Annotated in this window: 28 protein-coding genes; 15 read left to right on the top strand and 13 right to left on the bottom strand. The window is 58.7% G+C overall.

Annotation, left to right across the window (positions count from 1 at the left end; translation table 11 throughout):
* The first annotated feature begins 21 nt into the window (after nucleotides 1-21).
* The 11 genes from CR254_RS11665 to CR254_RS11715 all read left to right on the top strand — a co-directional run bounded on the left by CR254_RS11665 (nucleotide 22) and on the right by CR254_RS11715 (nucleotide 10,594).
* Nucleotides 22-435 (top strand): phage major tail protein, TP901-1 family, encoded by a 414-nt coding sequence (locus CR254_RS11665; protein ID WP_097930142.1) that lies wholly within the window; start codon nucleotides 22-24, stop codon nucleotides 433-435.
* The gene (locus tag CR254_RS11670) at nucleotides 432-752 is read left to right on the top strand and encodes a gene transfer agent family protein (protein WP_097930144.1); all 321 of its coding nucleotides are present in this window, start codon (nucleotides 432-434) and stop codon (nucleotides 750-752) included. The genes CR254_RS11665 and CR254_RS11670 overlap by 4 nt, the downstream gene beginning before the upstream one ends.
* Nucleotides 749-976, top strand: coding sequence for a rcc01693 family protein (locus CR254_RS11675; RefSeq protein WP_097930146.1), 228 nt, complete (start codon nucleotides 749-751; stop codon nucleotides 974-976). Before CR254_RS11670 ends, CR254_RS11675 begins: the two co-directional genes overlap by 4 nt.
* On the top strand, nucleotides 973-1,629 hold the full coding sequence (locus CR254_RS11680; protein ID WP_097930147.1) for an RcGTA-type gene transfer agent tail tape measure protein: 657 nt from the start codon (nucleotides 973-975) through the stop codon (nucleotides 1,627-1,629). The genes CR254_RS11675 and CR254_RS11680 overlap by 4 nt, the downstream gene beginning before the upstream one ends.
* Before the next feature lie 69 nt (nucleotides 1,630-1,698).
* Nucleotides 1,699-2,325 carry a DUF2460 domain-containing protein gene (locus CR254_RS11685; RefSeq protein ID WP_097930149.1) on the top strand — a complete coding sequence of 209 codons (627 nt, stop codon included), beginning with the start codon at nucleotides 1,699-1,701 and terminating at the stop codon, nucleotides 2,323-2,325.
* Nucleotides 2,325-3,218, top strand: a complete 894-nt coding sequence (locus CR254_RS11690) for a phage/gene transfer agent baseplate hub protein (protein ID WP_097930151.1) — start codon at nucleotides 2,325-2,327, stop codon at nucleotides 3,216-3,218. The genes CR254_RS11685 and CR254_RS11690 overlap by 1 nt, the downstream gene beginning before the upstream one ends.
* A complete protein-coding gene (locus tag CR254_RS11695; RefSeq protein WP_097930329.1) occupies nucleotides 3,193-3,648 on the top strand; it encodes an NlpC/P60 family protein in 456 nt (151 codons plus the stop codon). The genes CR254_RS11690 and CR254_RS11695 overlap by 26 nt, the downstream gene beginning before the upstream one ends.
* On the top strand, nucleotides 3,649-7,491 hold the full coding sequence (locus CR254_RS11700) for a baseplate multidomain protein megatron (protein ID WP_097930153.1): 3,843 nt from the start codon (nucleotides 3,649-3,651) through the stop codon (nucleotides 7,489-7,491).
* A complete protein-coding gene (locus CR254_RS11705) occupies nucleotides 7,484-8,203 on the top strand; it encodes a DUF2793 domain-containing protein (protein WP_097930154.1) in 720 nt (239 codons plus the stop codon). Before CR254_RS11700 ends, CR254_RS11705 begins: the two co-directional genes overlap by 8 nt.
* A gap of 76 nt (nucleotides 8,204-8,279) precedes the next feature.
* Nucleotides 8,280-9,095, top strand: a complete 816-nt coding sequence (gene epsC, locus CR254_RS11710) for a serine O-acetyltransferase EpsC (RefSeq protein WP_097930156.1) — start codon at nucleotides 8,280-8,282, stop codon at nucleotides 9,093-9,095.
* Nucleotides 9,096-9,121: 26 nt separating this feature from the next.
* Nucleotides 9,122-10,594, top strand: coding sequence for a hypothetical protein (locus CR254_RS11715; RefSeq protein WP_097930158.1), 1,473 nt, complete (start codon nucleotides 9,122-9,124; stop codon nucleotides 10,592-10,594).
* An 89-nt stretch (nucleotides 10,595-10,683) separates the two neighbouring features.
* On the opposite strand, the gene CR254_RS11720 is transcribed toward CR254_RS11715, so the two are convergent.
* The 9 genes from CR254_RS11720 to tkt form a co-directional block, all read right to left on the bottom strand.
* Nucleotides 10,684-11,985: a pyruvate dehydrogenase complex dihydrolipoamide acetyltransferase gene (locus tag CR254_RS11720; protein ID WP_097930159.1), complete on the bottom strand. Its 1,302-nt coding sequence runs from the start codon at nucleotides 11,983-11,985 to the stop codon at nucleotides 10,684-10,686.
* Between the two features lie 12 nt (nucleotides 11,986-11,997).
* Nucleotides 11,998-13,368, bottom strand: a complete 1,371-nt coding sequence (locus CR254_RS11725) for a pyruvate dehydrogenase complex E1 component subunit beta (RefSeq protein WP_097930161.1) — start codon at nucleotides 13,366-13,368, stop codon at nucleotides 11,998-12,000.
* Complete coding sequence (pdhA, locus tag CR254_RS11730; protein ID WP_097930163.1) at nucleotides 13,365-14,384, bottom strand: pyruvate dehydrogenase (acetyl-transferring) E1 component subunit alpha; 1,020 nt, start codon at nucleotides 14,382-14,384, stop codon at nucleotides 13,365-13,367. Before pdhA ends, CR254_RS11725 begins: the two co-directional genes overlap by 4 nt.
* Before the next feature lie 118 nt (nucleotides 14,385-14,502).
* Entirely contained in the window at nucleotides 14,503-14,811 is a 309-nt protein-coding gene (locus tag CR254_RS18225) for an FtsB family cell division protein (RefSeq protein WP_245851601.1), read from the bottom strand.
* A 160-nt stretch (nucleotides 14,812-14,971) separates the two neighbouring features.
* Entirely contained in the window at nucleotides 14,972-15,901 is a 930-nt protein-coding gene (locus CR254_RS11740) for a class I fructose-bisphosphate aldolase (protein ID WP_097930165.1), read from the bottom strand.
* Between the two features lie 297 nt (nucleotides 15,902-16,198).
* Nucleotides 16,199-17,386, bottom strand: coding sequence for a phosphoglycerate kinase (locus CR254_RS11745; protein ID WP_097930332.1), 1,188 nt, complete (start codon nucleotides 17,384-17,386; stop codon nucleotides 16,199-16,201).
* A gap of 17 nt (nucleotides 17,387-17,403) precedes the next feature.
* Nucleotides 17,404-17,547 carry a hypothetical protein gene (locus tag CR254_RS18070; RefSeq protein ID WP_180955978.1) on the bottom strand — a complete coding sequence of 48 codons (144 nt, stop codon included), beginning with the start codon at nucleotides 17,545-17,547 and terminating at the stop codon, nucleotides 17,404-17,406.
* Nucleotides 17,548-17,596: 49 nt separating this feature from the next.
* A complete protein-coding gene (locus CR254_RS11750) occupies nucleotides 17,597-18,178 on the bottom strand; it encodes a YceI family protein (RefSeq protein ID WP_097930167.1) in 582 nt (193 codons plus the stop codon).
* A gap of 83 nt (nucleotides 18,179-18,261) precedes the next feature.
* Nucleotides 18,262-20,274 (bottom strand): transketolase, encoded by a 2,013-nt coding sequence (gene tkt / locus CR254_RS11755; RefSeq protein WP_097930169.1) that lies wholly within the window; start codon nucleotides 20,272-20,274, stop codon nucleotides 18,262-18,264.
* Between the two features lie 301 nt (nucleotides 20,275-20,575).
* Between tkt and CR254_RS11760 the strand changes: the two genes are divergently transcribed.
* The 3 genes from CR254_RS11760 to CR254_RS11770 are packed head-to-tail and all read left to right on the top strand — an operon-like array spanning nucleotide 20,576 to nucleotide 21,571.
* Nucleotides 20,576-20,830 carry a hypothetical protein gene (locus tag CR254_RS11760; RefSeq protein ID WP_097930171.1) on the top strand — a complete coding sequence of 85 codons (255 nt, stop codon included), beginning with the start codon at nucleotides 20,576-20,578 and terminating at the stop codon, nucleotides 20,828-20,830.
* Entirely contained in the window at nucleotides 20,823-21,224 is a 402-nt protein-coding gene (locus CR254_RS11765; RefSeq protein ID WP_097930173.1) for a cell division protein ZapA, read from the top strand. The genes CR254_RS11760 and CR254_RS11765 overlap by 8 nt, the downstream gene beginning before the upstream one ends.
* Complete coding sequence (locus tag CR254_RS11770; protein ID WP_097930175.1) at nucleotides 21,221-21,571, top strand: ArsC/Spx/MgsR family protein; 351 nt, start codon at nucleotides 21,221-21,223, stop codon at nucleotides 21,569-21,571. Before CR254_RS11765 ends, CR254_RS11770 begins: the two co-directional genes overlap by 4 nt.
* Nucleotides 21,572-21,624: 53 nt before the next feature.
* Here the strand turns inward: CR254_RS11770 and grxD are convergent, their stop codons facing one another.
* From grxD to purL, 4 genes are all read right to left on the bottom strand, one after another.
* Entirely contained in the window at nucleotides 21,625-21,996 is a 372-nt protein-coding gene (grxD, locus tag CR254_RS11775) for a Grx4 family monothiol glutaredoxin (RefSeq protein ID WP_097930177.1), read from the bottom strand.
* Nucleotides 21,993-22,262: a GlsB/YeaQ/YmgE family stress response membrane protein gene (locus tag CR254_RS11780; RefSeq protein WP_145996743.1), complete on the bottom strand. Its 270-nt coding sequence runs from the start codon at nucleotides 22,260-22,262 to the stop codon at nucleotides 21,993-21,995. Before CR254_RS11780 ends, grxD begins: the two co-directional genes overlap by 4 nt.
* On the bottom strand, nucleotides 22,259-22,501 hold the full coding sequence (locus CR254_RS11785) for a BolA family protein (protein ID WP_097930181.1): 243 nt from the start codon (nucleotides 22,499-22,501) through the stop codon (nucleotides 22,259-22,261). Before CR254_RS11785 ends, CR254_RS11780 begins: the two co-directional genes overlap by 4 nt.
* Before the next feature lie 124 nt (nucleotides 22,502-22,625).
* The gene (gene purL, locus CR254_RS11790; protein WP_097930183.1) at nucleotides 22,626-24,788 is read right to left on the bottom strand and encodes a phosphoribosylformylglycinamidine synthase subunit PurL; all 2,163 of its coding nucleotides are present in this window, start codon (nucleotides 24,786-24,788) and stop codon (nucleotides 22,626-22,628) included.
* Between the two features lie 279 nt (nucleotides 24,789-25,067).
* Here purL and CR254_RS11795 point away from each other — a divergent pair, with 279 nt between their 5' ends.
* Complete coding sequence (locus CR254_RS11795; RefSeq protein WP_097930185.1) at nucleotides 25,068-25,937, top strand: LysR family transcriptional regulator; 870 nt, start codon at nucleotides 25,068-25,070, stop codon at nucleotides 25,935-25,937.
* Nucleotides 25,938-26,082 lie beyond the last annotated feature (145 nt).

The following is a 26,082-nucleotide window of genomic DNA, read 5'->3' on the forward strand; positions in this document are numbered from 1 at the left end:
TTTTAATAAGGAATTTATGACATGGCCACTCAGATGGGTAGAGACCTGTTGATCAAGATCGATATGACCGGTTTCGGCGGGTTCGAGACAGTTGCGGGCCTGCGGGCCAGCCGTATTTCGTTCAACGCGGAAACGGTTGATGTGACCACGCTGGACAGCACCGGTGGTTGGCGTGAGCTGCTGGGCGGTGCCGGTGTGCGGTCCGCTGCGCTGTCCGGTTCGGGCGTGTTCCGCGATGCGGATACGGATGCGCGGGCGCGGCAGATGTTCTTTGACGGTGAGGTCCCCGGCTTTCAGGTGGTGATCCCCGATTTCGGCGTGATCGAGGGGCCGTTCCAGCTGACCTCTATCGAATATTCCGGCGAGTATGACGGTGAGGCTGTTTACGAAATGTCGATGGCCAGTGCCGGCGCGCTGAGCTTCCTCGCGCTGTGAGTAAGAAGCGCGCGAACCCGCATCGGGGTGAGGTGGCGTTGGTGCTGGATGAAAAGCCGTATGTGTTGCGGCTGCATCTGGGGGCATTGGCGCAGCTGGAGGAGCGGTTGGGCACGGATAGCCTGACCGATCTGGTCGCACGGTTCGAGGCGGGGACGTTTCGGGCCGCTGACCTGGTTGCTTTGTTGGAGGCAGGCGGTGCGCCGGCGGGCAAACTGGCAACGGCGGTCATCGGTGGTGGGCCAGTGGAGGCCGCACGGGTCGCGGCGCGGTTGCTGCGCCTGACCTTTGCCGGTGTTGAAGGCGCGGCTGAATGATCGATTGGCCGGCGCTGATGCGGCTGGGCCTGCATGGTCTACGCCTGACCCCCGATCAGTTCTGGGCGCTAACGCCGGCCGAACTGGCCCTGATGGCTGGTCTGGATCCGCAGGCCGCCCCCGCCATGGCGCGTGGGCGGTTTGATGAGTTGAGCGCCCGTTATCCCGACACGAAATTTAGCCAGATGAAGGGCGAGTGGCCAGATGAGAGGCAAGTGGAATGAGTGAAATCAACGAAGTGCAGGAGCTGTTTGCCGAGGTGGATGCCTCGATCGCATCAACGGAAACAATGGTTGAGGCCTTCCGGCGCGAGCTGGATTCAACCGGACGCTCGCTGGAGACGGCCTCTGCCGGGATTGCGGGACTGGATCGTTCCATCGGCACGGGTTTGCGCGGCGCGTTTGATGCGCTGGTTTTCGACGGGGCGCGGGCCTCGGATGCGATGCGGCAATTGGGGCAGTCTATCTCCTCGTCGATTTTGGATCAGGCGTTGAAGCCGGTCCAGAATGCGGTCGGGTCATCCCTGAGCGGGTTGGTGCAGAGCGGGATCAGTGCGCTGATGCCCTTTGCCAATGGTGGGGTGATGTCGGGCGGGCGGCCCACAGCCTTTGCCAAGGGCGGCGTTGTGAATGGCGCCACCAGCTTTCCCATGCGCGGCGGAATGGGCCTGATGGGGGAGGCGGGGCCCGAGGCAATTATGCCGCTGACCCGTGGTGCTGATGGTGCCTTGGGCGTCAAGGCAGCGGGCGGTGGCGGCAGTGCTGTGCATGTGACGATGAACATTTCCTCGCCCGATGTTGATGGTTTCCGCAAGTCCCGCACGCAGGTCGCCGCCGAGATGTCGCGTGCCCTGTCGCGGGGCCAGCGGAACATGTGACGCCGGACAAGCCTGCAATTTTGCGCCCATAGGTGCGCGCCATCCCCACAGATATGAATGGAGGAAGCCATGAGCTTTCACGAGGTACGGTTTCCGGTCAGCGTCAGCTTCGGATCAACAGGCGGGCCTGAGCGGAGGACGGAGATCGTCACGCTTGCCAGCGGGCATGAGGAGCGTAACAGCCCGTGGGCGCATTCGCGGCGCCGCTTTGACGCGGGTTTGGGGATGCGGTCGCGCGATGATCTGGAGGGGGTGATCGGGTTTTTCGAGGCACGCGCCGGTCGCCTTCACGGGTTTCGGTGGCGCGACTGGTCCGATTGGCGGTCCGCCCCGTCCGCGCAGGATATCGAGGCATTCGATCAGGATATCGGCGTTGGCGATGGTGTCAGTGCCGCGTTCCAGTTGAGTAAGACCTATCTGTCCGGCCCTGCATCCTATGTCCGGCCCATCGAGAAGCCGGTGGCGGGGACGCTGCGCCTGGGCGTGGGTGGTGTGCAGATATTCGAGGGATTTGCGCTGGATGCGGCGACGGGCATCGTCAGTTTTGACGTGCCACCACAGGACGGGGCGGTGATCTCCGCCGGATTTGAGTTCGACGTGCCGGTGCGGTTCGACACCGATCTGATCGAGACATCCCTGGGTGCGTTCGAGGCCGGAGAAATCCCCTCGATCCCGATTGTGGAGGTGCGTGTCTGATGCGTGATATTCCTACGGAAATGCAGGCGCGGCTGGATAGCGGTGCCACGACGTTGTGCCGCTGCTGGCTGGTGACGCGGGCGGATGGTGAGCAGTTGGGCTTTACCGATCATGACCGCAGTTTGGTCGTGGATGGTGTGCGCTATGCCGCCGAAAGCGGGCTGAGCGCTGGTGCGCTGGATCTGGCCACAGGTATGAGCGCGGATAATGGCGAGGTGCTGGGCGCGTTGAGCGCGGATGCGATCCGCGAGGTGGACATCGCGGCGGGTCTATATGACGGGGCCGAGGTAAAGCAGTGGTTGGTTGATTGGCAACGCACCGACCTGAAGCTGGCAGTATTTACTGGGCGCATCGGTGAAATCCGGCGTGGGCAGGGTGCGTTTGAGGCAGAGCTACGCTCGCTGGTGGATGACCTCAACCGGCCGGTTGGGCGTGCGCTGGGGCGGGATTGCGATGCGACCTTGGGCGATGCGCGGTGTGGTGTTGATCTTACCAACTCCGATTTTCGGGCCGAGGGCACTGTCACGGCAATTCAGGGCGATGGCACGCTGGTGGTCAATGGTTTGGCCGCGTACGCCTCCGGCTGGTTCGCGGGCGGCGTTATCGCGTGGACCGGTGGCGGCAATGCAGGCACGCGGTCGGCGTTACGGCATGACACATCGCGCAGTGGTATGCGCTTGCTGGGGCTGCGCACGGGGGCCGCGTTTGAGGTGGCAATCGGTGACACGTTCGACGTGATTTCCGGATGCGACCGGCGGGCGGAAACGTGCCGTGCCAAATTCTCGAACTTCATGAATTTCAGAGGCTTCCCCCACATTCCGGGCGAGGACTGGCTGACATCGTATCCCAACCAAGGGGAGGTACATGATGGTGGATCACTACGCGAAAGCTGAGGACGTCGTTGCCGAGGCACGTTGCTGGCTGGGGACGCCGTACCAGCATCAGGCAAGTGTTTGCGGTGCGGGTGCCGATTGTCTGGGCCTGATCCGTGGGGTTTGGCGTGCGCTGATCGGTGGTGAGCCGGAGGAGATGCCCGGTTACACCCCCGATTGGTCCGAGATCGACCGTGTGGAACGTCTACATGAGGGGGCCGCGCGGCACTTGATCCAGATCGCGCCGCCCTATCGGGCGGGCGATGTTCTGTTGTTTCGCGTGAAGGGGCAGGCGGTGGCCAAGCATCTTGCGATTTTGAGCGATGCCACGCCGGACGCGCAGCGGATAATCCATGCCTATTCAGGGCATGGCGTGGTCGAAAGCCCGCTAGGCCCTGCATGGGGGCGGCGGATCGTGGCGGGGTTCCGCTTTCCTGTAGGGAGAAACTGAATGGCAACGCTGTTATTAGCTGCGGCAGGCTCTGCCATTGGCGGGGCGGTCGGCGGTACTGTTATGGGGCTGACCAGTGCGGCCATCGGGCAGGCCGTGGGCGCAAGTTTGGGATCGCTGATCGATCAGCGGATCATGGGGGCCGGTGCCTCTGTCGTCGAAACGGGGCGTTTGGATACGTGGCGCGTGCAGGGTGCGCAGGAGGGAACGGCCCTGCCATATATCGCTGGGCGCACACGTTTGCCCGGTCAGATGATCTGGTCCACGCGGTTTTTGGAGACGGTCAGCACCGCCAGCAGTGGTGGCGGTAAGGGATCAAAGCCGAAGGTCACGCAGACAAGCTATACCTATTCCGTCAGCTTCGCTCTAGCGCTGTGTGAGGGCGTTGCGACGCGCATCGGGCGTATCTGGGCAGATGGTAAGTTGATGGATCAGTCCGAGCTGGAAATCCGGTTCTATGACGGGTCGGACACGCAGATGCCTGATCCGGTCATTGCCGCGATCGAGGGTACTGAGGATGCGCCTGCCTATCGGGGGACCGCTTACGTGGTTTTCGAGGGGTTGGACCTGACCAGCTATGGCAACCGCATTCCGCAGATCAATGTGGAGGTATACCGTCAGCCTTCTAGTGACCAGCCGACGCTGCGCGATCGTGTGCAGGCCGTCGCCCTGATCCCCGGTACGGGGGAGTATGCCCTCGCGACGGAGCAGGTCAGCCTGATCCATGGGCCGGGTGAGTATGAGACGGTCAACGTCAACAATGATGCAGGTGCGGCGGATGTAACGCTGTCGCTGGATCATTTGCAGGGGCAATTCCCCGAGGTGGACTCGACCCTGATGGTTGCCAGTTGGTTTGGCACCGATCTGCGTGCAGGTCAATGCGAGATGAAGCCGGGGGTTGAGCAGGTGCTGGCCGATGGCGACCGTATGCCATGGGTGGTTAGCGGGCTGGGGCGCAGTGCGGGATATGCCATCAGTCGCACAGGTGATCGTGTGAACTATGGTGGGACGCCAGCCGATGCCTCGATTGTGGAGGCGATAGCGGAGCTGCGGTCGCGCGGTGTTGAGGTGACGTTCTATCCGTTCATCCTGATGGATATTGCGCCTGATAATGGCCTGCCTGACCCACTGGGCGGTTCCGAGCAAGGTGCATTTCCATGGCGTGGGCGCATTTTGGCCACTGCAAATGGTACGGCTGCTGCGGTGGCTGAGGTTGAGGCGTTCTTTGGCCCTGCAACGGCTGAGGATTTTACCGTTTCGGGTGGCTCGATCAACTATGCGGGCAGCGATTTCGGTTTTGCCCGGATGGTGCTGCATTACGCGCATCTGTGTAAGGCCGCGGGGGGCGTTGCTGCGTTCTGTATCGGGTCGGAAATGCGCGATCTGTTGCGTACGCGGGATGAGGTCGGGGCATATCCTGCTGTAACGCGGATGATTGCATTGGCGGCAGAGGTACGTGCCGTTCTGGGGCCAGATGTAAAGCTGAGCTATGCGGCGGATTGGTCCGAATATTACGGGCATCATGATGGCGATGACGTGATTTATCACCTCGACCCGCTATGGGCAGATGCGAATATCGATTTCGTCGGGATCGATAATTACATGCCGTTGAGCGATTGGCGTGCAGGGGACGATCATCTGGATGCGCAGGATGGGTGGCGTTCAATACATGACCCTGACTACCTGAAGTCTAATATCGAGGGGGGCGAGGGTTACGACTGGTATTACGCCACAGATGCAGACCGTGAGGGGCAGCTAAGAACGCCTATCACCGATAGTGCCTATGGTGATGATCATGTGTTCCGTAACAAGGACATTCGCAATTGGTGGGAGCGCCCGCATTTTGACCGGCACGGTGGTGTACGCTCAAATGTGGAAACGGCGTGGGTGCCGCGCTCCAAACCGATCTGGTTTACCGAGTTCGGTTGTGCGGCCATCGACAAGGGAACCAATCAACCCAATGTTTTTCGGGACATAAAGTCGAGCGAAAACTCCGTTCCGTATTTTTCCACCGGGGCGCGGGATGACTTTATCCAGCATCAATATATCAACGCCGTGTTGGACTATTGGGGTGAGGATGGGCGCAACCCTGTATCCGAGATCTATGACGGGCCTATGCTGCGTATGGATCGGGCGCATGTCTGGGCATGGGACGCGCGACCGTGGCCCGATTTTCCCAATCGGGTTGGGCAATGGTCGGATGGTGTGAATTTTGGCACCGGTCATTGGATTTCGGGACGGCAGGAGATGGCCGTTCTGGCCGATGTTGTGCGCGAGGTTTGCGCACGTTCCGGTGTGACCGCGATTGAGACGAAACGTCTGTTCGGTGGTGTGGCCGGAATGGAGATGCGTGACGGGCAATCTGCGCGCTCCGGCTTGCAGCCGTTAATGCTGGCCTATGGGTTTGATTGTCGTGAACGGGACGGGGTCCTGCACTTCTTTACCCGCGACGGTTTGGTAGATGCCGATCTGACGGATATGGACGAGGTTGAGGATAGTGGCCCGCATAAGGTGCGTGGCGCATTGGATCAGCAGCCTGATCGCGTTCGGTTAAGCTATATCCAGTCGGACCATGATTATCAAAGTGGCTCGGTTGAGGCAGCACTGGATGCAGGTGCCCCGATGAGGGCAGAGACAGCGGACCTGCCGGTTGCGCTGGGCGCGGGGCAGGCAAAGGGCGTTGCGGAACGATGGTTGGCCGAAGCGCTGGTTTCACGGGATACGCTGGAGGTTTCCGTTCCGCCCTCGTTAATGGTGCTGGAGCCGGGGGATGTTATCAAGCTGGACGGCGCCAGTTGGCGCATCGACCGGATTGAGGAGCAGAGCGCACGTAAGTTGGAGGCGGTTCGAGTCGAGGCGGCGGTTTATGTTGCCGCAGATCATCCTGATCGGTTGTTCGATGCCAAGGCCTCGTCTGGTGTTGGGCCGGTTCTGTCGGAAATCATGGACTTGCCGTTATTGCGGGGGGACGAGGTAGAGCATACGCCCTATGTCGCGGCAGCCTCTACCCCGTGGCCCGGTCCGGTCAATGTGTTCCTGTCACCGTCCGAGACTGGTTATGAGCTGGTTGGTCAGGTCATGCGTGAGGCAACTCTCGGTGTTCTGACTGCGCCATTACCGGCAGCTAGGGCAGGTGTGTGGTCCGGTGGCGTCCTGCGGGTCGAGCTAAGTCATGGTGCGTTAGAGGGGCGTACGGCTGATGCTGTTCTGGATGGTGCGAATATCGCCGCATTGCGGAATGGGGATACCGGAGATTGGGAGATCATCCAGTTTCGTGACGCCACCCTAGTGGGACCAAAGACCTATGAACTACGTGGGTTGTTGCGTGGACAGGCCGGAACGGAATTTGCCATTCCCGATAGTTGGCCACAAGGCACACGCTTTGTCGCGCTGGATGGGGCGGCGGTGCAGATTGATTTGCCGCTCTCTGCCCGTGGGTTGGACCGTTACCTGCGGATTGGTCCTGCGTTGCGCAGTGTCGATGACGCCACATACTCGACGCAGGTTCGGGCCTTTGATGGTGCTGGCCTGCGTCCCTACAGCCCTGCGCATCTGCGTGGGCTGCCTGATGTGGCTGGAGGGCTGTCCCTAAGCTGGGTTCGGCGTACCCGCATTGATGGCGATCTATGGGGGGCTGGCGACGTACCGCTGAACGAGGAGCGGGAGAGCTATCTGATTTCCATTGAGAAGGCGGGCACCGTTTTGGCGACCTTTGAGGCGGATAGTCCTGCGATCAGCATTGCGGCGGCGGATCTGCCTGCTGCGCCATATGACATCACCGTCGGGCAAATCTCTGCCCGATTTGGATCTGGACCTACGACAAGGATGACGCGACATGACTGAGACGACAAACCTTGGCCTGCCGCTGGTGCAGGCCGCACAGGCGCAAAAGCATGTGACGGTGAATGAAGCGATGACGCGGCTGGATGCGGTGGTTCAGCTGACTTTGAGTGAGCTGGACGCGGTAACGCCCCCAGTGGCTCCTAATGACGGCACCGGTTATGCGCTGGGCGCGGCGCCGACCGGTGAGTGGTCCGGTCAGGGGGGGCAGGTTGCCCTGTCGCTGGATGGTCGTTGGCATTTCGTAACGCCCGGTTTCGGCTGGCGCGCATGGGATGCTGCCTCCGGGGTTGTACGGCAATTCGATGGCGCGCAGTGGCGCGAAGCGGATGTGGTGAGCTCCGTAAGCGGTGCGGTCACGCGGCAGGGGATGATTGAGTTCGATCAGGTGTTGGGCGGCGGTGGTCCGGTCAGCACGGGCGTTTCTATTCCCGCAAATGCGCAGGTGATTGGTGTTACAGGGCGCGTAATTGATCCTGTTACCGGCCCAGACGTGACGGGTTGGGAGCTGGGCGTAGATGGTTCAAGCAATCGTTATGGCTCGGGCCTAGGGATGGCGTTGAATTCCTGGGTGCGTGGCCTGACCGGCCAACCTGTTACCTATTACGTTGATACGCCGCTATTTGTATCGCCGATAGGCGGTGCGAGCTTTACCGGTGGCAGTGTTCGGTTTGCGATTCACGTTACGCAGCTAGAGCCACCGCACGCGATCTAAGGCTCTGGAGAAAGTCGGTGCTTGATTTTTAGGCGATTAGGCCCGACTTCTGAAAGGAAGCAACTGAGAGATCACCATGTCCCAGCTACACGCACGCGAGGCAACGCATAGTTTAGACCCTGTTTGGTCGCGAATTCGCGAAGAAGCCGCAGCAATGGTGGCTGATGAGCCGCGCCTTGCCGGGTTGGTCCATGCCAGTGTTTTGAACCGTCGGACCTTTGAGGATGCGCTGTGCTACCGGTTGGGGCAAAAACTATCCTCGGGCGAAATGACCGAGGGGTTGGTGCGCGAAATCCTGACAGAGGCGCATGAGGCTGATCCTGTATTGGGACAAATGGCGCGCACGGACGCGGCTGCAGTTCTGGAGCGTGATCCCGCCTGCCACCGTCTGATCCAGCCGTTGATGTTCTTTAAGGGCTATCAGGCTGTGCAGGCGCATCGTGCTGCGCGTCACCTGTGGTTACAGGGGCGGGTGGATATGGCCTATTTCTTTCAGATGCGCACATCAGAGATTTTTGGCGTGGATATTCACCCCGGCGCGCAGATCGGGCAGGGGATCATGATTGACCATGCCCATTCGATCGTCATCGGTGAGACAGCGATTGTAGGCGACAACGTCTCGATGCTGCATTCGGTGACATTGGGCGGCACGGGCAAGGAAGATGGCGACCGTCACCCCAAGATTGGCAATGGTGTGCTGATCGGGGCAGGGGCGGCTGTGCTTGGCAATATCACAGTAGGGCATTGCAGCCGTATCGCAGCAGGGTCTGTTGTGCTGTCGGCGGTTGAGCCGTGCAAGACTGTTGCCGGTGTGCCTGCGCGGGTTGTTGGTGAGGCGGGCTGCGACCAGCCGGCTGCGTCGATGAACCATTTGCTTAATGCTGCAAGCTAGGCCGTTTTTGCGTCGAGAGGATTATAATGAAGAAACTTTTGCTTTCAGCATCCGGTATCGCATTGCTAGCAGGCAGCCCAGTATTTGCGGAGCTTACACCAGCGGATATCGCTGCGCAGCTTGAGGCCCGCCTGAATCTGGCTGAGGGTGAGGTCAGTTATGATCTGGACACTCGAGATGATGGAAGTGTTGCGCTTAGTAACATCTCCGTCGGGTTGAGCGATGATGTTGTGCTGCTTCAAAGAGATGGTGTGCTTGTCTTCTCTGCAATTGAAGGGGGGGCGTATGATGTTGAGGTTCGTGGGCTGGAGCATCTTGCTTATGAACTGCTAGATCGCGGAGAGATGATCGGGGCGTTCTCGATCGAGAGCGATGACTACTCCTATCAAATGCGTGGCTCATTGGATGAGGCTGAGACGAGTTTCCAGACGATTTCTACGCGAATAGTCGGCACCATGGTCGATGATCTATCTCTACACGGCTCGTTTGATATGACGCTTGAGGATACTATAATCTCACAGCGCTCAGGAGCCGGTGGGACTATGCGGATGGAGGCTGGGCGGCTTCTCTCCGAGAGCGAGACAATCGATCACGATGGTGTCGTCATGTCGCGTGCAGTGTCGACATCTGATGACTTGATCTATGAAATTGATTGGTCCGGAATGCCGGTTCTGGAGCGTATTTCGAAGTTTGAAGCAGGTGAAATTCCCTTAGTGCAACGTGACGATTACCTCGTCATCTCCGGAATTTCTGGTGTATCGGAGTCCACACAGGAATGGCAGACATTTGACGGTGAGAGTATCATCGCGCAATCAACCGGAGCTAGTTCAGAAGCTGCCATCAGGTTGGAAGATGGAGCGCTGACCGTTCAGGCAGTGTCCGGCTCGGCTTCTGTTAAACTAGCGGGTAGCATGTTGCCGTTTTCGAAGGCGTCTTTGTCTATCGATGGGCTGGATACAACTGTTACTTTTCCTATGATTGCAGATGGTCGTGTTTCGAATGGAGCATTCTCATTCTCTGTCGATGGTGTTTCTGCTTCGGATGGGATTTGGGACAGTTTTGATCCTGCGGGAACCTTGTCTCGCGATCCTGCATCTATTGCAATAGATGTCGGATTTGGCGTGGGGTTACCTGAAGGGTTGTTCGTTCGCAGCCAAGGAATGGCTCTACGGGAACCACCGACGATTGAGAACTTGGATATTAACGAGGTTTCAATCTCTGCCGCTGGGGTCGATCTCTCGCTGGATGGGCGTGTCCAGTTCGATAATTCTAATCGGCAACCCACGCCTGTCGGTGCGGTTGATGCTGAAATTTCGGGCATCAACGGTTTTATGGAAGCTCTCTCAGAAATGGGCGTGCTACCCGCGGAGATGTTGATGGGTGCGCGAATGATGATGGGAGTGATGCTGCTGCCAACGGATGTGGTCGACCAGTACACTTCACACATCGAGATGAACGCAAATGGTGAGATTACTGCTAACGGTGTGCCCTTGCAGTAACTGCTTTGTAGCTTTCAAAATACTACTAGGCTGTATGAAACAGGGGCCGCTTTGATGAAGCGGCCCCTGTTTTGTTTGCAACGTGTCGCTTATGCGAGCATCGCGATTGGGTCTTCTAGGTTCGCCTTAATCGCCGCAAGGAACTGCGCGCCAAGTGCACCGTCGATAACGCGGTGATCCACTGACAGTGTCACGCTCATCACGATCGCTGTGGTCAATTCACCGTCCTTACCGACGATTGGTTTCTTCACACCAGCACCAACCGCAAGGATCGAGGCGTGGGGCGGATTGATAACTGCGTCAAAGTTTTCAACGCCCATCATGCCTAGGTTGGAAATCGCAAATGTTCCGCCCTGATATTCATGCGGAGCAAGTTTGCGATCCCGTGCGCGGCCTGCCAGATCCTTCATCTCAGCCGAGAGTGCGCTGAGCGTTTTTGTGTCAGCGTCACGCAGGACGGGTGTAAACAATCCACCCTCGATTGCGACGGCGACAGCCACATCGGACGGCTTCAGCTTTAGTACGCGATCACCGGCCCACACGGCGTTGCAGTCAGGGACTTCCTGAAGGGCGTTCGCGCATGCCTTGATGATGAAGTCGTTGACCGAGAGCTTTACGCCCTTGGCCTCAAGTCCCTTGTTGAGCTGCGAGCGGAACTTCATCAATGCGTCGAGGTGGATGTCGCGACGCAGGTAGAAATGTGGAACCGTCTGCTTTGCCTCGGTCAGACGGGACGCAATCGTTTTGCGCATTCCGTCGAGCTTGACCTCCTCGTAGTCGCGATCAGCATACATCTTGGCAACTGTCTCAGCTGACATGCCCTGAGCGGGGGCTGCTGCTTTCGCGGCAGGTGCTTCGGCAGGTTTAGCCGCGGGCGCTGCCTTGGGTGCTGCCGTGGCGTTTTCTACATCTGCCTTGATGATGCGACCGTGAGGGCCGGACCCGCTGATGCCTGAGAGGTCCAGCCCCTTATCCGCAGCAATGCGTCGGGCCAGTGGTGTTGCAAAGATACGCTCACCACTCTGCGCGACGGGGGCTGGGTTCGCGCTTGGCGCTGGTTCTGCTGCTTTAGGCTCTTCGGCGGCAGGAGTTGGCGCGGGGGCAGCGGCCTTTTCGTCGGATGCTGCATCGATATCATCGGTGCTTTCGCCCTCTTCAAGCAGAACGGCGATTAGGTCGTTGACCTTTACGCCCTCCGTGCCCTCAGCGACGACGATTTTTCCGATTGTGCCCTCATCTACGGCCTCGAACTCCATCGTGGCCTTGTCGGTCTCGATCTCTGCGATGACGTCGCCGGAGGAGACAGTGTCCCCCTCCTTAACGACCCATTTCGCAAGCGTGCCTTCCTCCATCGTGGGAGAGAGCGCGGGCATCAGGATGTTGATAGGCATCGGTTTCCCCCCTTACTTGTAGGTTACAGCGCGGACTGCATCGATCACCTCTTGGGTGGTCGTCAGTGCGAGCTTTTCGAGGTTGGCTGCGTAGGGCATCGGAACATCCTTGCCTGTGCAGGACAACACAGGTGCGTCGAGATAATCGAACGCCTCCGTCATGATTGTCGCGGCCAAGTGGTTGGACATCGACGCAACGGGGAAGCCCTCCTCAACTGTGACGCAGCGGTTCGTCTTTTTCACAGACGCAATCACTGTTGCATAGTCGATGGGGCGCAGGGTGCGCAGGTCGATAACCTCAGCAGAGATACCCATTTCTGCAAGCGCGTCTGCGGCCTCCAGAGCGTAGGTCATACCGATGCTCCAGCTGACGATAGTCACGTCCGTACCTTCGCGGCAGATTTTTGCCTTGCCGAACGGGATCGTGAAATCCTCGATCTCGGGAACGTCGAAGGTCTTACCGTAGAGAATCTCATTCTCAAGGAAGATAACCGGGTTGGGATCACGGATTGCCGATTTCAGCAGGCCCTTAGCGTCGGCTGCGGAATATGGCTGCACGACTTTGAGGCCGGGGATCGACGCATACCAAGCAGCGTAATCCTGCGAGTGCTGTGCGCCTACACGAGCCGCAGCGCCGTTCGGGCCACGGAACACGATCGGACACCCCATCTGACCGCCGGACATGTACAATGTCTTGGCTGCCGAGTTGATGATCTGATCGATGGCCTGCATCGCGAAATTGAAGGTCATGAACTCCACAATCGGGTTCAGGCCGCCAAATGCCGCGCCGACTGCCAGACCGGCAAAGCCGTGCTCGGTGATTGGCGTGTCGATGACGCGCTTTGCACCGAATTCGTCGAGCAGACCCTGACTGATTTTATAGGCGCCTTGGTATTCGGCAACCTCCTCACCCATCAGGAACACGTTTTCGGAACGACGCATTTCCTCAGCCATCGCGTCGCGCAATGCTTCACGAACAGTTTGGGATTTGAAGGTCGTGCCCTCTGGAACATCCGGCGATTGTGCTGGCGCCTCAAAGGCGGGCTTTGCTGCGGCAGGTGCCTTGGCAGGTTCTGCTGGCGTTTCAGCAGGTGCCTCGGCAGCAGGTGTTGGAGCAGCATCGGCGGCGGAGGCGTCTTCGCCTTCCTCCAGCATGACGGCGATAGGTGTGTTTACCTTTACGCCCTCGGTGCCTTCCTCAATCAGGATTTTCCCGATTACCCCCTCATCGACCGCCTCGAATTCCATCGTGGCTTTGTCAGTCTCAATCTCCGCGATGACGTCGCCGGAGGAGACAGTGTCCCCCTCCTTAACGACCCATTTCGCGAGCGTGCCTTCCTCCATCGTGGGGGAGAGCGCGGGCATCAGAATTTCGATGGTCATAGTGCTGACTCCTGCGGGAGTTCGTCGGCGTAAATATCGGTCCAAAGCTCATCCAGTGAAGGCTCAGGGCTTTCCTGCGCGAACTTGGCGGACTCATTGACGATCGATTTGATCTCCTTGTCCACGTCCTTCAACTCGTCCTCGGAGGCATGGCTGCCGGTCAGAAGCATCGCCTTGATGCCTTCGATCGGGTCACGCTCCTCACGCATTTTCTGCACTTCCTCGCGGGTCCGGTATTTCGCCGGATCGGACATGGAGTGGCCGCGGTAGCGATAGGTTTTCACTTCAAGGATATACGGACCCTTGCCTGCGCGGCAGTGGGCGACGGCTTCTTCGCCGGCTTCCTTGACGGCGAGCACGTCCATTCCATCCACTTCACGACCCTTGATGCCGAACGCAACGCCACGCTCCCAGTACGAAGGGGAGTGGGTGGAGCGCTGGACCGAGGTTCCCATCGCATATTGGTTGTTTTCGATCACAAAGATCACAGGCAGGTCCCAAAGAGCCGCCATGTTATAGGCCTCATAGACCTGGCCCTGGTTCGCCGCGCCATCGCCGAAATAGGCGAAGCTGACTGTATCCTCACCCTTATATTTGTTTGCGAAGGCAAGGCCGGTGCCGATTGGCACCTGCGCGGCAACGATTCCGTGGCCGCCATAGAATTTCTTCTCCTCAGAGAACATGTGCATTGAGCCGCCTTTGCCGCGGGAATATCCCCCCTCACGACCGGTTAGCTCTGCCATCACACCCTTTGGATCCATGCCACAGGCCAGCATATGGCCGTGGTCGCGGTAGGAGGTTACGCGGCTGTCGCCTTCCTTGGCAGCAGCCTCAAGCCCTACAACTACAGCTTCTTGGCCAATATACAGGTGGCAAAAACCACCGATCAGGCCCATGCCGTAAAGCTGGCCTGCCTTTTCTTCAAACCGTCGGATTAGAAGCATGTCGCGGTAATACGCGAGCAGCTCCTCCTTGGACGCGTTGGGGCGCTTAGCCGCCGCCTTTCGTGTCGCCATAAAACGTCTCCTCAGACTTGTTTGATATCAAACTACCCTATTCTAACGCGGCGTCACGTTAAAAGCACCCGAAAAATTCAGGTTCACCACAGTTCGGTAACTCAACGGACTGTGCGGGTTAGCGGATTAGTATCTCGTCAGGTCGTGCCATGCCGAGGACAACACGTGCGCGTTCGTCCAGCAAGTCCAGATCGAGAAAATCACTGGAGAGGCGTCGTGTGCGGTTTTTCAGCTCGGCGCGCTGCAATTGCAGACCGGCCAGCGTGACCTCCAGATCGCGAATATCTTCATTCACCGTGGCGAGGCGCGTCATGCCGTGATTGCCCTGCAAGGCAATGAAAGCGAAATACACAACCAGTCCCAGCGCACCGAGCGTAAATGCTGCGTCGCTAAGTGCGCGCGCCGGAATGCGGGATCGATTGGGCACTATATTACCAAAATTGCACCGAGAGCGAAGCGTCTCAAGTTAACTATGCCAACTTCTGCCCGATCAGGGAAACCCCTTCTTGGCTATAATATGGCAGCGTGCACTTTGGGTTACACTTTAAGGTAGGTTGGGCGGCCAATTGACCGCCCAAAGCCGTGGATCAATCGCGACCCTTATAGATGTCGATCAATTTGGCCAGCATATCCAGCGCTTCGCCGCGCTCGCGCTGGAACGTGTTGCGACCAATGATCGAACCATTGCCACCGCCATCGCGAATTGCGCGCGCATCATCGTAAACCGAGTTTGCGCCCTTCTTGGACCCGCCCGAGAAGACAACGATACGGCGACCATTAAAGCTGGACTGCATGCAGTGGCGCACACGCGCGGCCTGATCTGCGATGTCGATCTGCTCACTCTCATAAACTTTTTTAGCTTCGCCTAGGCTTAGGTGGTCGGTGCTGAGCTTAATCTTGATGATGTGCGCCCCCAGCAAGGCGGCAATCTGAGCGGCATAGGCCGCGATATCAATCGCAGTTTCGCCGTCCTTATCCAGTGCCTCACCACGCGGATAGGACCAGATGACTGTGGCGATGCCTTTGGCTGCTGCCTCCTGACGCATGGCCGAGATTTCTTCGAACATATCCAGACCAGCGGACGATCCGGGGTAGATTGTGAAGCCGATTGCTGAACAGCCCAGCCGCAGCGCATCATCAACAGTGGCGGTGATCGCCTGATCCTTGGCCGCCTCGTCTGGGATCAATGAGTTGGCGGAGTTCACCTTTAGGATCGTTGGGATTTGGCCGGCGAATGTATCGGCGCCAGCCTCGATCATTCCCAGCGGGGCGGCATAGGCGGACAGGCCTGCATCCAGCGCGATCTGGTAGTGGTAATGCGGGTCATACGCCGCCGGATTCGGTGCGAAACTACGCGCCGGACCATGCTCGAACCCCTGATCAACCGGCAGGATCAACAGCTTGCCAGTGCCCCCGAGTTTACCCTGCATCAGGATCCGGCACAGGTTTGCCTTCACACCAGGGGTTTCACCTTCGTAGTTTGCAAGGATATTGCGAACGATCCGGGTAGCTTTCATCAGAGGTCCTCCAAGGGCCATTAGGGGCTGTACACTTGGCGTAGCGCAGGGCGCGCAAATCGGTCAACTGGACGGCAGCGCCCCAACCGCTTTGAATCTTATGCACTGCAACAAAAAGATGAAATCGCTGGGCAATTGCCTTTTGCATGGGCAATAGCTTGAAAATACGGGTGAATTTCAGCGAAATTGTTTGTTTTGGCGCGCGCTATGTTCAGACGGTTTTCGCGAAGCAATAGGCTTCGCCGCGCTGCCCACCCCGCATTTGGCGGGATGGGCGGTTCGTCATCGCTTGGGCGGCTAACCCAGTGCGGCGACGCCGGGCAGGGTTTTACCCTCTAGCCATTCCAGAAATGCACCACCGGCGGAGGATACATAGGTGAACTGATCCGCAGCACCCGCCGTGTTCAGCGCCGCCACAGTGTCACCACCACCGGCAACGGAAACCAGCTTGCCAGCCTGCGTCAATTCCGCAGCAGCCAGTGCCGCAGCCTTGGTCGCGACATGGAACGGCTCAATTTCAAACGCACCTAACGGGCCATTCCAAACCAATGCCTTTGCCTGTGCAAACAGCTCCGCGATTGCGCGAACTGTTTCTGGGCCCGCATCCAGAATCATCGCATCGGCTGGGCAGGCATCGGCGGCAACTGTTTCCGCGTCTGCTCCGGCCTTAAACTCACGCGCGACGACAACATCGGTGGGCAGGTGCAGGGTGCAACCCGAACCGTTTGCCTTTTCCATGATCTCGCGGGCGGTATCCGTCATTTCGTGTTCGCAAAGGGATTGGCCAACATCAATGCCCTGCGCCGCGAGGAAGGTATTCGCCATGCCGCCGCCAATCACAATGTGATCCATACGGTCGATCAGATTGCCCAGCAGGTCCAGCTTGGTCGAAACCTTAGCGCCACCGACAATTGCGACAACAGGGCGGGGGGGAGAGGCCAGAACCGCCTCAAGCGCGCCCAATTCCTCAGCCATCAAACGACCGGCGCAGGATGGCAGCAGGCGGGCCAGCCCCTCGGTCGAGGCATGTGCGCGATGCGCGGCGGAAAATGCGTCATTGCAATAGACATCGCCCGCTTCGGCCAGGGCCGCCGCAAAAGCCGCATCATTTGCCTCCTCACCCGCGTGAAAGCGTGTGTTCTCAGCCAGAACAACGCCGCCTTCGGGCAAATCAGCCAAAGCATCCGCAACCGGTGCACCGATGCAATCCGCAGCAAAACGGACTGGAGCGGCCAAATGCTTCTCCAATGCTGGCACGATCTGCGCAAGGCTCATCGCATCAACAACAGTACCCTTTGGGCGACCGAAATGCGCTAGCAAAACAGGGCGTCCACCCTTTGCCAGAATGTCGCGCACGGTGGGTACGATCCGCTCAATCCGCGTTGCATCGCTGACCGCGCCGCCCTGCATCGGGACGTTCAGATCCACGCGGGTCAGAACAACCTTTCCGTTCAGATCCAGATCGTCGAGTGTTTTCCAGCTCATAGAGGCATCCTTTGTCATCAGCGCCAGAAGGCCATCCAGGTCGAGATGCGCCATAACAGCTTCATCGCGTCGATCCAGAGGTCCCAGCCAAAAAAGAAAGTGTCGGCGAGAAAGACAGCAATGATAATGCCGCCAAACCAAAGAGCGAATTTGGTGTTCATGAAACTTCTCCGACCGTCGCCGCCTCTTTACGAGAGGTGGAACCCTATGTCACCCGCAGTTAACGAGACGTGTCTCTGGTCGGCCAATCAGATCGAACTGCACTGTAACCTCATCCCCGACCTTGATCAGGCGGCTAACGGTCCCGCGGCCGATCTCAAAATCCAGCAGATCAATGGGAAAGCGCCCAGTTGCGCGAAGGCAATCACCCTCAGCAACCAATTCGACAGCCGTAGATAGCGGACGTGAACGCCCCTTTACCGTCAAAATACCAGTTGCCAGCAGGTAGTCTTCATTTGAGGTCAGGTTGGTCAACTCGAACAAGGCCATAGGATGCGCCGTCGTTGCAAACCAATCCTCGGTGCGGGCAAAGGCGGTTCTAACGAAATCGGGTAATTGCACAGCCTCAGTATTTACCTGAATGAAAACTGTGCTGTCCTCAGGGGTATCGGGGTCAAAGACGGCCCATCCGGTAAATTCAGGGAAAGCCCCCATCATCGGCGTCTCGTTTTCGGTATAGATGAAATCGATCACGCTTTCGCTTGGCGACAAGACCCAACGTTCCGCATGGGCGGGTAGGGTCATTATCAGCAAGGTTAGGATGATCCGCATACAAATACTGTAGTGGCGCATTCGGAAATGTCACCATCTGACACCCCAAACGCAAAACGCCCCCCGTTTGACCGGAGGGCGTTTTGTTCGTCCGAGAGTGATGCTTACAGCAGGTCGCGAACTTTTTGCGCTGTCGCCTCAGCCGTGATGCCGAAATGCTCGAACAACTCACCAGCTGGTGCGGATGCGCCAAAGCTGTCCATGCCGACAAAGTCAGCTTTCTTCCAGTTGCCGCGCTCACCACACAGCCACTTGTCCCAGCCCTGACGGATGCCTGCCTCAACGGCGACACGGACCGGACCAGCTGGCAGAACGCGCTTGCGATAGGCTTCGTCCTGCTGCTCGAACAGCTCCCACGACGGCATGGAAACGACGCGAACGCCGATGCCCTCGTTCTCCAGAATACGGCGTGCTTCCAGCGCGACAGAAACCTCGGAGCCGGATGCCATCAGGATGGCCATCCGCTTGCCCTGTGCTTCGGCAAGGATGTAGGCACCCTGCGCGCTGAGGTTCTTTGTCTTATGCTCAGTCCGTACGATTGGCAGGTTCTGACGGGTCAGTGCCAGCATGGATGGGCCGTCAAGTTGTACTGCCAGCTCCCATGCCTCAGCCGTTTCAACGGTATCCGCAGGACGGAAGACGGTCATGTTCGGGATCGCGCGGATCGCGGCCAGATGCTCAACCGGCTGGTGCGTCGGTCCATCCTCGCCCAAGCCGATGGAATCGTGCGTCATCACATAAGCAACGCGGATATTCATCAGCGCCGACAGACGCATTGCAGGGCGCGCGTAGTCGGTGAAGACCATGAACGTGCCGCCATATGGCAGAACGCCGCCATGCAGTGCCATGCCGTTCATCGCGGATGCCATGCCGTGTTCACGAATGCCGTAGGAAACGTGGCGGCCCTTGCGGTTATCCGCGTCGAACGTGCCCAGATCCGGCGTCAACGTGTTGTTCGAGCCAGTCAAATCAGCGGAGCCGCCGATTGTTTCAGGCAGAACGGAGTTGATAACGCCAAGCGCCAGCTCGGATGCCTTGCGCGTTGCGACGGCCTTGCCACCCTCGGATGCTTCCTGCTTGAAACGCTTGATCGCTGCGGACAGCTTCTTTGGCGTTTCGCCGGACATCTGGCGAGTGAACTCTGCCTGCTTCGTGCCGGACATGGTCGCGAAACGGATTTCCCATTCCTGACGGGCGATTGCGCCGCGCGCACCGATCTGGCGCCACTCGGACAGCAGATCCGCAGGGATATCGAATGGCGCGTGTGCCCAACCATATGCCGTGCGCGTGTCAGCAATCAGCGTGTCGTCGGTCAGTGCGCCGTGGCCCTTGGACGTATCCTGAGCCGAGGAACCCAGCGCGATATGCGTTTTACATGCGATCATCGAGGGCAGGGGCGATTGCTTCGCCTGCGCGATTGCCGCGTCGATCGCCTCTGGATCATGACCGTCGCATGAGAATACGGACCAGCCGGATGCCTCGAAACGTGCCATCTGATCGGTCACGTCAGAGATCGAAACCTTGCCGTCGATGGTGATGCCGTTATCGTCCCACAGCACAATCAGATTGCCGAGCTTTTGTTTGCCCGCCAGACCGATTGCCTCCTGCGAGACGCCCTCCATCAGGCAACCATCTCCGGCGATGACATAGGTGTGGTGATCGACGATTTTTTTGCCGAACCGCGCCTGCAACGATGCCTCAGCCATTGCGAAACCAACGGAGTTTGCAATGCCCTGACCCAGCGGGCCGGTCGTTGTCTCAATACCAGCGGCATGGCCGAATTCAGGGTGGCCCGCAGTGCGTGCGCCCATCTGACGGAAGTTCTTGATCTCCTCCATCGAGATGTCGGAATAGCCGGTCAGATACATCAGCGCGTATAGCAGCATGGAGCCGTGGCCCGCAGACAGGATAAACCGGTCACGGTCCGCCCAGTTCGGCTGCGAGGCGTCGAACTTCAGGTGCTTCTCGAACAATACCGTTGCCACATCGGCCATGCCCATTGGCATGCCGGAATGGCCGGAATTGGCGGCCTTAACCGCGTCGAGGGCCAGCACGCGGATCGCGGTGGCCTTGTTCCAGTGGTCAGGGTGGCGGGCGCGCAGGTCTTCGATGTTCACGAGGGATCTCTCATCACAGCTGGGAAAAGTCGGGTTCTGCATAACACCGCAGGCCCCTTGGTCAAGCTGATCACAGGCCTGATATGACACCGAAACCCATTTCGGACACATTTCTATACGATAACATCCGGAATTCCCCGTCACCGTGCCTTGGTTGAGCGGTAATTTGCCCAAAATAGGGCCTTCTGAATTTCAGATGCAAAATCCCCCAAATTGAACCCTGTCAAATCTGGCGAAGCAGAACGGAACAAGGTAGGTTGTCGCAAAACAGGGCGAATGCCCCGGGCATAAGAGGCATAACATGAACGATATCGAGGTATTGGAGGCCCGCATCACGGCGGCCACCACCCGGATCGCAACGGCAATCGCTGCCAAGCAGCAGGCCGTGGCCGCGCCGGGCGCTGATCCGGTTGCGTTGCGCAGGTTAGAGCGGGTGAACGTCGCCCTGCGTGCGCAACTAAAGGATATGGAGCTGAAGCGTGAGGCGGATATGGCGCAGCTGGACGGACTGATCTCCGAACTGCGTCCGTTGGTGGAGGAAGCCGAGAATGGCTGAAATCGATCTGAACATCGGCGGAAAAATCTTCCGCATCGCCTGTGCTGATGGCGAGGAACGGCAGTTGGAAGCCGCCGCATCGCTGGTCGCGAACGAGGCGACTAGCCTCGTCTCCGCGATTGGGCAGGTGCCTGAAACGCGCATGTTGCTGATGTCGTCCCTGATGTTGGGTGATCGGCATATTGCGTTGCAGGGCCAGCTTCGCGCGGCGGAGGATCGCATTCGGGCGTTGGAGCAGCGCAGTGAACAGGCCGAGGCCGCAGCATCCGCATCGACACCAGTTGCATCCGCCGCGACCTTTGGTCAGGATTCAGCCGAGGCAATTGCGGCATTGACGCGCACCGCCGAAACGCTTGAAGCGATGGCCGATGCGTTGGAGGCAACACCCGCATGAGCGTTTCAGTCTACGGCATGCCCGCCTGCACAACCGTGCGCAAATCGCTAAAGTGGCTTGAAGCGGAGGGCATCGCCCACGACTTCACCCCCTTTGCCAAGGTTGCAGATCTGGACGCATCCCTGCGCGACTGGATCGAAGTGGCAGGGATCGACAAGGTTATGAACGCGCGCGCCGCGACATTCCGCGCCTTGCCCGATGATGTTCAGCAGAAAATGACCGCAGATGCTGATTTCGCAATCGCGCAAATGGTTGCGGACCCGCGCCTAATCAAACGCCCTGTTCTAGCCACAGACGAAACTGTCTTGACCGGTTTCAAGGAACCTGACTGGCGCGCCGCGTTATAACGAAAAAGGGGTGAGCCATTGGCCCACCCCCTCAAAACATATCCAGATCCGTATCAGTCCTGCTTGTTTGCCTCACGCACACGCGATGCGGCTTCCTCGTCAAATGCGACGCCGTTTTCCTTGAGCAGGGTATCCATCTCACCGGACAGAACCATCTCGGTGATGATGTCGCATCCACCGACAAATTCGCCCTTAACGTACATTTGCGGGATGGTGGGCCAGTCGGAATAATCCTTGATGCCCTGACGAATTTCGTCATTTGCCAACACGTTCACGTCCTTGAACGGAACATTCATATAGGTCAGCACGCCGGCCACGCGGGACGAAAACCCGCATTGCGGCATCGAGGCTGTGCCCTTCATGAACAGGACCACGTCGTTGCCCTTTACGTCTGCATCAATCAGATCATGTGCGGGATTGGTCATTTTCTCGGCTCCTTAGTTTCCTGCGCGCGCGCCTTTACGGCCTGATCGCGCATGTAGTCATTTGCCTTGGCGATGTCACTATGCCCCAGCGGATTACCGAAGGATGTGTGCACCTCGCGGAATTTTGCAGGGTCGATGTCGAATTTCTCGACAAAGGTTCGCGGCTTTTGTTTCGAGCGATACGCATATTCGATCACAGCCAACAGGATCACGGCGCCGATCACGCCGCCGATGATGTAGATCAACCAGATCGTTCCTTCGCTCACTCCGGAACCTTGGTCGTCAGGGCGAGCGCATGTAGCTCACCGTGGCTGCCATCCATCTTGCCCTTCAGGGCGGCATAAACGGCCTGATGTTGTTTGACGCGGCTCAACCCACGGAACTGTTCAGCGACAACAGTCGCCGCATAGTGGTTTCCGTCGCCTGCCAGATCGTCGATCTTTACCTCTGAACCGGGGAAACCTTCCCGAATGAGGGCTTCGATCTCGCTTGCTTGCATTGCCATGTTGGACTCCTCTACCTGCGCTAAACTTATGGCTCAGTTCGCAGGGGTGCAAGATTGGAACTGGTCTAAGAAGTCACGTCTTGCGGCGGCCCTACCGGTTATCGACAGGGCCACCACAATTTGTTTAGCCAAACCGCGCGGGCAGGGCGTTTGCATGTGCCTCGGCCAATGCGGTCAGCGATACGGATGTAGTGCCCAGCGTTACGGCATCGCCTCCAGCCTTACCGATGATTGCAACGGGCAAACCAGCCGCTTGCGCCATCGTGACCAGAGCATCGGCATCGGTTGTGGCGATCAGATAGCGGGCCTGATCCTCACCAAACCACCAACCTGTGCCAGATCCATCCAGCGTCACGCCGATATTTCCGGCCAGCGCCATATCGGTCGCCGCTAGGGCTAGACCACCATCGGACAAATCATGCGCCGCCGAAACCAAGCCCGCAGCATGTGCCGCGCGGACCAACTCGCCATGGGCGCGCTCCGCCGTCAGGTTCACAGTTGGGGCGTCGCCATCCTCACGGTTCAGCAACTCGGCCAGCAGGGCGGATTGTCCCAGATGGCCCGTCGTTTCACCGATCAGAACCAGTGTATCGCCATCCGTTGGCGCGGTCGCGATCAGGGCGTCCAAGGTTGGCAGCAGACCAACAGCACCAATCGTAGGCGTGGGCAGGATGCCCGATCCGTCCGTTTCGTTATACAGGCTGACATTACCGGAAACGATGGGCATATCCAGCGCGGCAACTGCCTCACCAATACCCTTAATACACCCGACAAGCTGGCCCATGATCTCGGGCTTTTCCGGGTTGCCGAAGTTCAGGTTGTCCGTGGTGGCCAGTGGAGTGGCACCCGTGGCGCACAGGTTGCGATACGCCTCGGCCACAGCCTGCTTTCCGCCCTCGAACGGGTTTGCGCGGCAATAGCGGGGCGTCACGTCCGAGGTGAACGCCAGCGCCTTGGGCGTGCCATGCACACGCACAACGCCAGCATCTGCGCCCGGAACGCGGACAGTATCGGCCATAACCGTGGTGTCATATTGCTGCCAGACCCATGCGCGTGAGCCATAATTGGCGGAGCCAACCAGCGTCAGCAGCGCCTCAGCCACGTCAACCTCGGCCACATCGCCAACGGGCGCTGCCGCGGGTGTTTCCACCCATGGGCGATCATATTCAGGCGCGGTTCCCGACAATGCCTTTAGCGGCAGATCGGCCTTTACCTCACCGTTATGCATAATCAGGAAGCGGTCCTCGGCAATCGTCTCACCCACGATTGCGAAATCCAGATCCCATTTGTCGAAGACTGCCTTGGCCACGGCCTCCTTTTCAGGACGCAGAACCATCAGCATCCGCTCCTGCGATTCGCTGAGCATCATCTCATACGCGGTCATGTTCTCTTCACGAACCGGCACGCATTCCAGATCGAGCCGCACGCCCAGATCGCCCTTGTCGCCCATTTCGACGGCTGAGCAGGTCAGGCCGGCAGCACCCATATCCTGAATCGAGATCACAGCACCGGTTGCCATCAGCTCCAGCGTTGCCTCCATCAGACGTTTTTCGGTGAAGGGATCGCCAACCTGAACCGTGGGGCGCTTATCCTCGATGGTGTCGTCGAACTCGGCGGAGGCCATAGTTGCGCCGCCAACACCGTCACGGCCAGTCTTTGCGCCCAGATACACAACGGGCATACCAACGCCGGATGCCGCCGAATAGAAAATCTTGTCCGCATCTGCCAAGCCGGCCGCGAATGCGTTGACCAGACAGTTGCCGTCATAGGCGGAGTGGAACCGCAGCTCACCCCCGACAGTCGGTACGCCGAATGCGTTGCCGTAGCCGCCCACGCCCTCAACCACGCCATTCACGAGGCTGCGGGTTTTCGGGTGATCGACGCGACCGAAGCTGAGCGCGTTCATCGCCGCAATCGGGCGTGCGCCCATGGTGAACACGTCGCGTAGAATGCCGCCAACGCCTGTCGCAGCGCCCTGATAGGGCTCGATATAGGAGGGATGGTTGTGGCTTTCCATTTTGAAAACCACGGCCTGACCGTCGCCAATATCCACGACGCCAGCATTTTCACCGGGTCCGCAAATCACCTGCGGTCCCTCGGTTGGCAATGTGCGCAACCACTTCTTGGAGGATTTATAGGAGCAGTGCTCGTTCCACATCGCGGAAAACACGCCAAGCTCGGTAAAGCTGGGCTCGCGACCGATAAGGTCAAGGATGCGCTGATACTCCTCAGCGTTCAGGCCATGTGCGGCGATCAAATCGGGTGAGATAGCAGGTTCGTTGTGCATCGGGGCCTCCGGCAGGCTTGCGTTGCTGCCTTTTAGGGGGCGGAGGCCCCTGTGGGCAAGTCACCTCTGCCGTTGACCTATACGACGCTCCCAAACGGGGCGATGTGGCGGCGACAATTGGCGCTGCAATGGGTCCGTGCGTGTGGCGACATTGTATGTTTGAGCAAACAGGAATAACATGACCTCATCCTTAATCTATGTTTCGATAATCAATAGATGCTGATTATTAACGCGAATTTCGAGCCATAAGGGATTTCAATATGAAAGCTCAGCTAACATATGGATGATGCGCCACTTCCCACCCTTGCCGCTTTGCGTGCATTTGAGGCGACTGCCCGCCATCTCGGCTTTTCTGCTGCGGGGCGTGAGTTAAACGTGACGCACGCCGCCGTGGCACAGCAAGTTCGCGGCCTTGAACGTGAATTGGACGTCGTTTTGGTGCAGCGTTCGGGCCGGGGATTGGCCCTAACCGCTGATGGCAGCGATCTGGCCCATGATTTGTCCGAGGGATTCGCCAGTTTTCGGCGTGGCATTTCGCGGATTCGCGAACAGAAAAGCGCATTACCCGTCCGTATCGCCATCACGTCCAGCTTTGCGGTTAGCTGGTTCATGCCACGCCTTGCCAGCTTTCGTGAGGCACATCCTGATATTGAGCTGGCGCTGCACCCCAGCGCCGATCTGGTGGATATGGCGGCGGGCGATCATGATCTGGCCATCCGCTTTGGTTCTGGCGATTGGGCCGGAGTAATCAGTGAGCCGTTCCTGCCAACGTCCTTCGTTATTTGCGCTGCACCTGCGCTGGTCGCGGATTGGTCGCCCGATTGCCCCGAGGATCTGCTCGCGCTGCCGTGGTTTGACGAGCCGGGCCGCAATGAACAGGCAATTTGGCTCAAGGCGATGGGGTTGGCGCAGCAGCGGGCCAGCAATGTGACGCAGGTTCCCGGCTATATGATGCTGGCCGCATTGCGTGAGGGGCAGGGTATTGCCGCAACAACCCGTGCATTCGTGCAACAGGACGTGGATGCGGGACGCCTGACCATATTGTGGGAGGATGAGACCCCCGGTCGCGGATACCATCTGCTCTATCGTCGTGGCCCGTTGCGATCACAGGTTGCAGCCGTGCGAAAATGGCTGAAGCGCCAAGCATAGGGCGCCGCCACCCCACCTGATTAGCAGGCAAAAAAAAGGCCGAGCATTAAGCTCGGCCAAAGTCCAACAGGGAGGTATTCAAGACCGGCGGGAAGCAACAGTAGCTGCGCATCCGCCTGTCTTGATGGGGTACTTAGGGCGCGAT

The organism is Pontivivens marinum (assembly GCF_900231835.1).
GTDB lineage: Bacteria > Pseudomonadota > Alphaproteobacteria > Rhodobacterales > Rhodobacteraceae > Pontivivens > Pontivivens marinum.